The organism is Eggerthella sp. (genome assembly GCF_048329335.1).
In the GTDB taxonomy this organism is placed as follows: domain Bacteria; phylum Actinomycetota; class Coriobacteriia; order Coriobacteriales; family Eggerthellaceae; genus Eggerthella; species Eggerthella lenta.
In genome coordinates, this window is sequence record NZ_DBFEGU010000268.1 from 1 (window position 1) to 9008 (window position 9008).

9 protein-coding genes and 1 pseudogene are annotated in these 9008 nt (G+C 65.4%); 2 read left to right on the top strand and 8 right to left on the bottom strand.

Features of this window, described 5'->3' with window-relative positions:
- From ACMO6A_RS08475 to ACMO6A_RS08510, 8 genes and pseudogenes are all read right to left on the bottom strand, one after another.
- Nucleotides 1-699, bottom strand: a pseudogene (locus ACMO6A_RS08475) (LuxR family transcriptional regulator); the annotation flags it as partial.
- A 55-nt stretch (nt 700-754) separates the two neighbouring features.
- Nucleotides 755-1639 (bottom strand): 4Fe-4S binding protein, encoded by an 885-nt coding sequence (locus ACMO6A_RS08480; RefSeq protein WP_009306877.1) that lies wholly within the window; start codon nt 1637-1639, stop codon nt 755-757.
- Complete coding sequence (locus ACMO6A_RS08485; RefSeq protein WP_009306878.1) at nt 1639-2274, bottom strand: 4Fe-4S dicluster domain-containing protein; 636 nt, start codon at nt 2272-2274, stop codon at nt 1639-1641. Before ACMO6A_RS08485 ends, ACMO6A_RS08480 begins: the two co-directional genes overlap by 1 nt.
- Before the next feature lie 3 nt (nt 2275-2277).
- Nucleotides 2278-2946, bottom strand: a complete 669-nt coding sequence (locus ACMO6A_RS08490) for a TorD/DmsD family molecular chaperone (protein ID WP_009306879.1) — start codon at nt 2944-2946, stop codon at nt 2278-2280.
- 162 nt (nt 2947-3108) lie between these two features.
- Nucleotides 3109-3918, bottom strand: coding sequence for a dimethyl sulfoxide reductase anchor subunit family protein (locus tag ACMO6A_RS08495; protein ID WP_009306880.1), 810 nt, complete (start codon nt 3916-3918; stop codon nt 3109-3111).
- Between the two features lies 1 nt (nt 3919).
- Nucleotides 3920-4504: a 4Fe-4S dicluster domain-containing protein gene (locus tag ACMO6A_RS08500; protein WP_418471101.1), complete on the bottom strand. Its 585-nt coding sequence runs from the start codon at nt 4502-4504 to the stop codon at nt 3920-3922.
- Nucleotides 4494-7190 carry a molybdopterin-containing oxidoreductase family protein gene (locus ACMO6A_RS08505; protein ID WP_009609392.1) on the bottom strand — a complete coding sequence of 899 codons (2697 nt, stop codon included), beginning with the start codon at nt 7188-7190 and terminating at the stop codon, nt 4494-4496. Before ACMO6A_RS08505 ends, ACMO6A_RS08500 begins: the two co-directional genes overlap by 11 nt.
- Before the next feature lie 90 nt (nt 7191-7280).
- Nucleotides 7281-7964: a hypothetical protein gene (locus ACMO6A_RS08510; protein WP_316329343.1), complete on the bottom strand. Its 684-nt coding sequence runs from the start codon at nt 7962-7964 to the stop codon at nt 7281-7283.
- Nucleotides 7965-8267: 303 nt separating this feature from the next.
- Between ACMO6A_RS08510 and ACMO6A_RS08515 the strand changes: the two genes are divergently transcribed.
- Entirely contained in the window at nt 8268-8642 is a 375-nt protein-coding gene (locus tag ACMO6A_RS08515; RefSeq protein WP_009306884.1) for a type II toxin-antitoxin system RelB/DinJ family antitoxin, read from the top strand.
- The coding region (locus ACMO6A_RS08520; protein ID WP_418471103.1) for a hypothetical protein at nt 8635-9008 on the top strand (374 nt) is incomplete at its 3' end. The genes ACMO6A_RS08515 and ACMO6A_RS08520, both read left to right, overlap by 8 nt.

Here is a 9008-nt window from a genome sequence, read left to right on the forward strand (position 1 = left end):
CACCGACACCGCCACCACGAGGCGGATGAAGTAGCCGCGCGGAAGCTCGCGCACGGGAACGACGTCCTCCGCCGGCTCGCTCGGCGCGCGCACCGCGGCCATGGTGAACACCACCGCCAGAAGCGGCAAGCTGGCCGCCATCAGCAGCCCCACCGGCTGGGGCAGCCCGATGCAGACGAAGTACAGCATGCCCGCGAAGATGAACGACCCCGCCGTGTACATGAAAGCTTGGCGCGCGCCCACCGTGCTGTACACCGAACCCAGGCGCAAGGCGACGAACGCGGTGCCCACCCCGGTGAGCGAGCAACCCGCCACGTACAGCGCCTCGCCGGCCTGGGCAGGCGCCGACCAGGCCACCACCAGCGTGGCCAGCGTCGCCATTCCCGCCAGCACCGTCACCGACAGCCGCGACTCCACGATGCGCGCCGTGACCTTCTGGAACGCCCCGGCCACGATGAGCACGAGGCCCAGCGCCGTCGTGGAAGCCAGGTACATCACCGACATGGCGTTGCCCCCGACGGAAGCCCCCGACCAGCCGAACAGCACGTCGCTGTTGTAGCTGAGGAAAATCCACGCGTAATAAGCTCCGAAGCCCAGGAACTTCATGCTGGGCCACTGCTCGTCCAGGTCCTCGAGCAGCCGCGTCGCCGAAAACCGCGCGCGATCCCGCTCTTCGCCAGCCTTCATCTCACGCATCATGTTCCTCCCCTTTACGCGGCCTCGCAACAGCCCGCGCTCCCCGTACCGCAAAGGCCTATTCTAACACCCGCTCGTCCTCCCCCGCTTCGACCCCGTCGCCGTCCTCGCCGACGCGTTTCGGAAGAAACGGAAACGAGATGGCATGCATCGGGCATGCGTCGGCGCACGCACGGCATTTCGTGCACTCGTGCATCGGCGCCGAGCCGGATGCGTCGTGCAGGTCGATGCCCTCGGGACACACGTCGGCGCACTGATGGCAGGGCTCGCCTTTGGACGAGCGCAAACACGTCGCCTCGTTGCTGACGGGACGAAACGTCTTGTTCAGCCGCGACACCAGCGACAACAGCGCGCCCAGCGGGCAGAAGCGGCTGCACCACTTGCGCAGCACCAGCACCTCCAGGGCGAGCATGGCCGGAAACACCAGCAACGACAGGGCCACCTCGTTGAACTGGAACAAGCGCCACACCGCGATGAGCGTGGCGAACGTGAGGCCCACCGGGCAGATGAGACAGAACACCGGGAACCCGAACACCGCCGTGGACAGCAGCGCGCCGCCCAGCACCCAGTTGCGCGAATCGGCCGCGCCGCCGCGCTGGGCGGCGGGCACGTCGAGCGCATCGGACGCACGACGCTTGCGCTTCGGCTCCTTCAAGCCGAAGATACGCCTCAGCAGGGGGATCGGGCAGCCCCAGGCGCAGAACGCACGGCCGAACAGCACCACCAGCGCAATACCGATGGCCAGCGCGATGAGCATCGGCGGCACCACGGTCTTGCTGGCCAGCGCCGCCTCCGCCGCGCCGAGCGGACAGATGGCCGCGATGTCGTAGATGCCCCAGGCCGACGGCGTGCCCGTACCGGTGTGCAGGGCCAGCCCCAGGCACACGAGCGCAATCACCGCCAAGACGGACAGCGTGCGCAGCAGTTTGGAGTTCCGTTTCATCACGCGCTCATCTCGCTCTCGTCCTCCACCACCGTCTTCCCCAGTCGCGCGTACGCGCTGGGACTCACCACCACGATGCCGCGCCGCGTGCCGCCCGAGAAGCTGCGGTACACAAGCGCCGGGCACACGTCCTCGCACACGCCGCAGCCGTTGCATCGGTCGGCGTCCACCACGGGATGGCCGTCTCCATCAAGCGCGATCGCCTCGAACGGGCAGGCCTTCTGGCACTCGACGCACCCCTGGTAGTAGGCCACGCAGCGGTCCTTCTGCACCACCGCCATGCCCATCTTGTCGGCCTCCGGGTCGAACGCCCCGATGGCTCCCGTGGGGCATACGCGCTGGCAGTCGCCGCAGAAGTCGCAGCTTCCCCGATGGAAGTTCAGCTTGGGCGTGCGGGCGCGTAGAAAGCCGTCGCCAACCTCCGCCACGCCGATCACCCCGGTGTGGCACACGCTGCGGCAGCGGTCGCACTTCACGCACGAGGCCAGCAGATGCAGCTCGTCCTGCGCCCCCGGCGGCCGCACGAGCGCGGTTTCGGACGCGCCGTCGGCCGCCTTCACCGCCCCGCCGAACGCGGCGAATACGGCCGCTGCGCCGCAGAACCCTGCGAACGCCCGTCGCGTGTACGCGGCCATGGCTTACGCCGCCTGGGCGCTCTGGCCGATCATCTGGTCTTCCAACTGCAGAAAGCCCTCGGTGATGTCGGCGACGCCCCGATAGAACGCGGTTTGCGCGTACGCGCGCACGTCAGCGCACAAACGCGGCACCCAGTTGGCCAGGTGCTCGTCGAAGAACGCGCGTTGCTTCGCGCACAGCTCGGCGTAGCGCGCCTCGTCGCCAGCATCGAGCGCCGCGCCCGCGCGCTCGATCAGCTTCGCCATGAACTGGAACTCGAACGACAGATGATCCTCCGGCGTGGTGTTGTCGGCCGGCAGGCCCAGCTCCTCGCCCAGGTAGAACGCCACCGCGGAATCGCGCGCATCCTGCATGAGCAGGTGCTCCTCGCTCGTGTACACCGACTCGTACGGCGGCGCCATCAGCTGCTCGTACATGCCCGCGCACAAGAACACGCGCGCGTAGTCCACGGCAAGCTCCTGGCGCGTGCCCGAATCGCGATGGCGCAGGTACTCCTTCACCGTCGCGTATCCCGCGCCCACGTACTCGGCATCCGTCGGCAGGTCCTGCTTCGTCAGCGTCCCTATCTGCTCGTCGGTCAGTTCCAGCTTGTACATGCTTGCCAGGAATTCGTAAAAGCCCTTGCGCGCGGCGTTCACCTCGGCAAGCTCTTCGCGATCATGCTGTTCCATGGTGCTCTCCTTGCATTCCCCGTTGGTTACCGGTTCCGTTGTCGACCGATCGAGCCATACGCATGAGGGGAGGGGGGGGGTTGCGTATGGCTTGATCGAGCGGCCCGGTCGGGGGCCGTCCTCCGCACGCGCGCAGGACGGCCCCTTCCCCGCCGGCATCGTCTACAGGACGATGCCGAAGTAGTTGGCCACCGCGGTGCCCACCATCCACATGACGGCGCGGAACGCGATGGATCCGATGATGCCGCCGGCGAACGCGACGGTCGCCATGGTCACGGCCGACGCGGGCTTGCTGCGCGCCAGCCATCCGCACACGAGGGGCGCGAGACCGCCGCACACGAGTGCGACCCAGAAGATGGCCGCGGCATCGCCCGTCGCCGCGCCGGACGCGAAGCCGAAGGCCAAACCGGACACGAGCGCCAGAACGCCGCCGATCACGGTTTCCAAGCCGGCCAGCTTCACGGCCTCGGCGCTCTCTTTCTTGCAGGCGACCAGCAGCAGGTACAGGCTCAAGCCGCTCGCCGCGCCGAAGCCCAGATAGCCCAACGGCAGCGTGATGGTGTTCCACGTGGTGCGCGCCTCCATCATGTAGGAGTAGCCGCTGGCGAAGCTGAACACGATGCCGATGACGGCGGCCAGCACGGCAACCGCTTTGCGGGCTCCGGCCGACGCATCGCGCTTCAGCAGGATCACGTACACGGCCACCGCCGCGATGAACAGACCGATGAGCAGCGCTTCCAGGAAGATGCCCGCCGTGGGATGGCTCAGCACGGCCATGATGCGGTCGGGGTGCGACAGGTGCGTGACCGACGCGATGCCGCCCACGACGGCCAGCACGAGCGCCAGAACGGAAGCCACCAGGTTGGTGCGCTGCGTCAATCCACGCAGCTCGTCAACGGCCACGCCGACCGACACCCATGTGCCGCAGCTGGCGATCGCCGTGAACAGAACGAGGGACCATTGGATGTCCATGCTACTCAGCCCCTTCCATCCACTCGCCGTGCATGCTGGTCATGATGTACTTCGTGCAGGGGTTGTTGCCCACGTTCGGCAGCTCGTGGATGTCCGCCGCATCGTACTTCGCCAGCTCCTTGGACACGTCGGAGTTCGGATCGTCCAAGTCGCCGTAGAAACGGGCGCCGGCGCTGCAGCTCTTCACGCACGCAGGAAGCTCGCCGTTCGCCGTCAGGTGGCCGCACAGCGTGCACTTTTCCACCGTCTTGGACGCCTTGTTCCAATCGCGCACGCCGTAAGGGCAGGCCATCATGCAGTACTTGCAGCCGATGCACTTCTCGCGGTCGATGAGCACCACGTTGTTGCCGTCGCGGTAGCTGGCGCCGGTGGGGCACATGTGCACGCACGGGGCGTCGGCGCACTGCTGGCACATGGTGGGCAGCGGGTAGCGCGTCATGTTCGGGTAGTCGCCGAAGGGCCCGCGCTGCAGCATCTTGTTCCAATGCTCGCCCAGGGCGATGTCGTTCTCCATCTTGCACGTGATCTCGCAGGAGTAGCAGCCCGTGCAGCGATCGAGGTTCACCACAATGCAGTTATGCGCCATAATCGAACACCTCCTCGGTGGGATCGCTCGGCTGCGGCATCCAAGGCTCGAACTGCTCGGGCTCGGTCCACACGCCTTCCGGAGCAGCGGCGTCAGGCGTGACCTTCACCTGGAAGCCGCGCAGGGTATAGGTGCCGTACTCGGGATTGTACGGCTCGTCGTTCTTGGTCAGCACGTTGATGTTCATCACGCGGTAGGCGCGCTCGGGGTCGGTGTCCAGCAGCTCGGGTGCCCAGAAGCGCTCCTGGTAGATGACGCCCTTGGCGATAGCCGTGGTCACGCGCGCCTTCCCGTGCGTCTCGCCGCGACGGCTGGCGATGGTGCACCACTGGCCGTCCTCCACGCCGTAGGTCGCCGCGTCGTCGGGATGGATCCACATCTCGGGCACGGGGTAGATCTCGCGCAGGTAGGGTATGTTGCGCAGCGTGCCGTGGTGGTACATAGGCAGACGGCCCTCGGTCAGCACCAGCGGATACTCGGTGTCCGTGAGCGGGCTTTCGGCCGGCTCCTTGTAGTAGCACAGCGGCTCGTAGTCCTTCGAGGCCGGCTCCAGCACCAGGTTCTTCTCCTCGAAGCACTGCGACCAGGGGAAGCCCGTGCGGCCCAGGATGGTGTTGGACTCGCAGTACACCTCGCACTTCTTGGAAGGCGTGCCGAAGCCCTTCTCCTTGCCCGTGGCCTCGTCAACCGCCTTATAGCCGTAGTACGTGCGGTACTCCTCTTCGGTGCACCACTCGAACACGCCCTTCTCGGCCGCCTCCTCCCAGCTCATCTTCAAGTTGTTCAGGTGCAGCTTCTGCTTCTCGTACTCGTTTCTGTACATGGGGATGCCGTTCGTGCCCTCGGCCGTGAAGGCCTCCTGCGCGTGGACGTTGCCCATCTCGGCCATCTTCTGCACGATCTGCGTCCAGATGAGGCCCTCTTCCACCGTCTCGAACAGGTGGGTGACCGCCTGGCGGATGACGATGGCGTTCAGCTGCGGGATGACCAGGTTGGTTTCAAGCCACTCGGCAGAAGGCAGCAGCATGTCGGCGCACAGCACCGAGAACGCGGTCGGGTACATGAAGATGTGGCAGACGAAGTCGAGGTTCGGGACGATCTCGTCGAGGCACGTGGCGTTGCCCAGCACCACGTGCTTGTTGCCGGAGCGCTCGAACCACGCGTGGATCTGGTACGGATCGCCGTCCTTCATAGCCTTGAACACCGCGGGGATGAACGCCATGTCCCAGTCCAGCAGGCCCTTGTGCTCCTGCACGCCCAGGCGCTTGAGCATCTTGTCCTTGTGCAGGAAGCGCGGCGTGTTGGGAATCTGGTCGCGCGCCGGGCAGGGCTTGAAGCTTTGCAGCATGGCGCCGGGCTTCTGCACGTTGCCCATGAGGTATTCCAGGTTGAGGGCGCCGAGCGCGCACTGCTGCGACTGCTCGTACTGGTCGATGGGCACGCCCTGCATGATGCCGGACTGGCCGGTGGTGTAGATTTCCAGCGCCTTCTCGATCTGGCCCTCGTCGAGCCAGCAGATTTCGGCGGCTTTCGCCAGCGTGAACTCGTCGACGCTCTCCTTCAGCAGCTGGCCGCCCGTGGGGTACTGCTTGCCGTCGATCTCGTAGGAGCCGAACAGCGGCGGCTTCACGCCTTCGTTCATGGGGTATTCCAGCACGACGGGCTTGTTCTGCGCCGGATCCCAGATGACGTAGTCCTTGTCGGTTCCCTCGAGGCCGCACTCGGTGGGCTTGAGGGTCAGGCGCGTCTCCGGGTTCACGAGGTAGGGCATGTTCGTCCAGTTCGTGCAGAAGTCCTCGTCGTACTTCTTGTTGTCGATGATCCACTTCGTCCACGCCATGAGCAGCGCGGCGTCGGTGCCGGGACGGATGGGCAGCCACACTTCGGCCTTGGCGGCGTCCATGGTCATGCGCGGGTCGATGACCACGGTCTTCAGGCCCTTTTCGCGGGCGCGCAGCTCGGCCAGCGCGCGGCCGCCCGTGGCCACGGAACTGTTCGACGGGTCGGTGCCCCACAGCACCAGGGAGTCCACCGGCGAATCGGTGAAGTAGTAGTCCCAGCCGTTGGAGTCGCTGAACGACAGGTTGTTGGGCTTGCCCATGCCGTTGGACAGCTGCGAGGCGCCCATGCGCGGCAGGTAGCACTGCGCGCAGCCGGGCTCCCACACGTTGGGCGTGTTGATGGCCTCGCCGAAGCGCTTCACGTTGCTGAAGTGCGGGTTTCCGCCACCACCGGTGGACACGGCCACGCATTCGGAGCCGTACTTCTCGTCTATCTCGATGAGCTTCGTGGCGATCTCAGTGATGGCCTCGTCCCAAGTGATGCGCTCCCACTGGTTCTGGCCGCGCTCGCCCACGCGGCGCATGGGGTACTTGTTGCGGTTGGGATGGTACAGCGCCTGGATGCCGGCCATGCCCTTCGCGCACAGGCCGCCTTGGCTCATGGGGCTTTCGGGGTTGCCCTCGATCTTGATGACGCGACCGTTCTTCACATGCGCCAGCACGGCGCAGCTTGCGATGCAGGCGCGGCAGGCCGTCTTCACGATCTTCACGTCGCCGCCGGTGTCGGCGTGCGCCGGATCCACGTTCACCAGGTCGTCGCTCACGGCGACGCCCAAGCCGCATGCGGCGCCCAGCGCCGCCGCCGACTTCACGAAACTGCGTCGCGTGATGGTTGGCTGTGTCATGTTCCCTCCTTCTTCTCGTCTTCGCTTGCTTGTTTGCTTGCTATCTCAGATGGGAGCGCCCGTTTGCGCGGGCGGCGATCGAGCAGCGCTTTACCCGACCAGGGCCAGCATCTGCCGGCCGGCTTCCGTGGCTTTCCACGAACCGTCCCATGTAAGACCACCCACGGTCTCCAGCTTGGAGATGAAGTAGCTGGGGAATACCTGCTTCGGATTGCTCAGCGCAGGGTTGCCCTCAAGCGCCTGCTCGATGGCGGCCTTCGTCGCGCCGTCCTCGCACAGGGCGAGCACGATGGCATACGCCTGCGCGTAGCCGGCAGGTTCGTCTTGCAACATGCGGCCGAACCGCTTCGTCGGCTCGAACCGCGCCAGCGCCGCCCTGCCCGCCTCGGTGGTCCGCACCGTGTAGTCGACGGGCTGATCCTGCTTCTCGTCGCCCGGCTCGCACGCCGGCTCGGGAACCTCCTCGGCTTCCACGCCGCCGCAATCGATCATGATGCGCAGCAGCGCGTGGGCGTTCTGCGTGCTGAGGTTCAGCTCGGGACGCTGGCCGATGAGCGTCTCGGCCTCGCGATAGGGCATGCGCGTCTCGCAGACGGCAAGGCACGCGCACAGCGCCAGCGTGTTCGCGCGGTTCGCCTTGAGGCGCTTGACGACGGCTTCCACCGTGTCGTCGAAACTTTGGTCGGCAGCAACGGCGTCGGCCTGGTTCGCGTCGGCACGCTGATTGGCAGCGTCAGCCTGGGTCGCGTCGGAGCGCTGGTCGTCTTGTCTCATGATGTCCCCCGTTTCGCTCGTCTGATAACGCCCCGCCGATTCCTCCTCTCGGCTTCGAGCGACTTCACCTTACGGCGCGACGGACGGACGGAAAACGTCCGTAGTTCGTGAAAACGTGCGGCAAGCAAGGATATTTATGGGTGACGAACGCCACCAATAATGGATGAGTAAGGGTGTTGATCAGGTAAAACGTCTTGAAAGCGTACGAAACCCCTCTTTGCTGGCACACGATCAGACTTTGTTGCTATACATTTATATAGTTGCTATACTATATGGCATAGCATTGTCGAAGGGAGGTTTGTTATGTCGACGGAAATGGCGCAGATGAACACGCGCATCAGCCGCTCGCTCAAGGAGCGCGGCGATGCGGCGCTGGAGAAGGCCGGGATGACGCCGTCGCAAGCCGTCCGCAAGCTGTGGGACTTCGCCGCCCGCAATTCGCATAACCCGCAGATCATACAAAGCCTGTTCGACACCGAAGACGAAGCGGAGAAACGCGAAGCCGAGGAAGAGCGCGCGCGAAGGCGGGCCGTCGCTCTCAAAAGCGCGAATATCGTTGCCGACGCGTACGAACGAGCGGGGATCGAGCCTTCGGAGTGGACGAAGAACGCGTCGTACGCCGAGATGCGCGAGTACGCCTTGATGGAACGCTTGCGGGAGCGAGGCCTCGATGGTTAGCCAACGGCCCTCCCTCCTCATCGACACGAACGTCTGGCTCGACTATTTCCTCCCTGATCGTGCGGGAGGCAAAGAGGCGATCGACCTCATCGTATTCGCTTTCGAGTACGAATTCCCTCTTCTTTACCCCGCTGCCATCGTGAAAGACGTGTTTTACGTTGCCGTCTCGACGTTCAAGCGCATCGCTCGCGCAGAGAAGGGATCGCTCACCCAAAGCGACGCGGTAACGGCAACCGAAACCGCGTGGGGATGCGTGAACAGCATGCGAAAACAGGCCACCGCCGTGGGCGCGGACGAATCGGACCTCTGGACGGCGTGCAACCTCCGCAGCGTCCACAACGACCTCGAGGACAACCTGGTGGTGGC

Coding starts and splice junctions, on each gene's coding strand:
- ACMO6A_RS08490 (WP_009306879.1), bottom strand. CDS start 2,946: ATGGAACAGCATGATCGCGAAGAGCTTGCCGAGGTGAACGCCGCGCGC.
- ACMO6A_RS08510 (WP_316329343.1), bottom strand. CDS start 7,964: ATGAGACAAGACGACCAGCGCTCCGACGCGACCCAGGCTGACGCTGCC.
- ACMO6A_RS08495 (WP_009306880.1), bottom strand. CDS start 3,918: ATGGACATCCAATGGTCCCTCGTTCTGTTCACGGCGATCGCCAGCTGC.
- ACMO6A_RS08500 (WP_418471101.1), bottom strand. CDS start 4,504: ATGGCGCATAACTGCATTGTGGTGAACCTCGATCGCTGCACGGGCTGC.
- ACMO6A_RS08515 (WP_009306884.1), top strand. CDS start 8,268: ATGTCGACGGAAATGGCGCAGATGAACACGCGCATCAGCCGCTCGCTC.
- ACMO6A_RS08480 (WP_009306877.1), bottom strand. CDS start 1,639: ATGAAACGGAACTCCAAACTGCTGCGCACGCTGTCCGTCTTGGCGGTG.
- ACMO6A_RS08485 (WP_009306878.1), bottom strand. CDS start 2,274: ATGGCCGCGTACACGCGACGGGCGTTCGCAGGGTTCTGCGGCGCAGCG.
- ACMO6A_RS08505 (WP_009609392.1), bottom strand. CDS start 7,190: ATGACACAGCCAACCATCACGCGACGCAGTTTCGTGAAGTCGGCGGCG.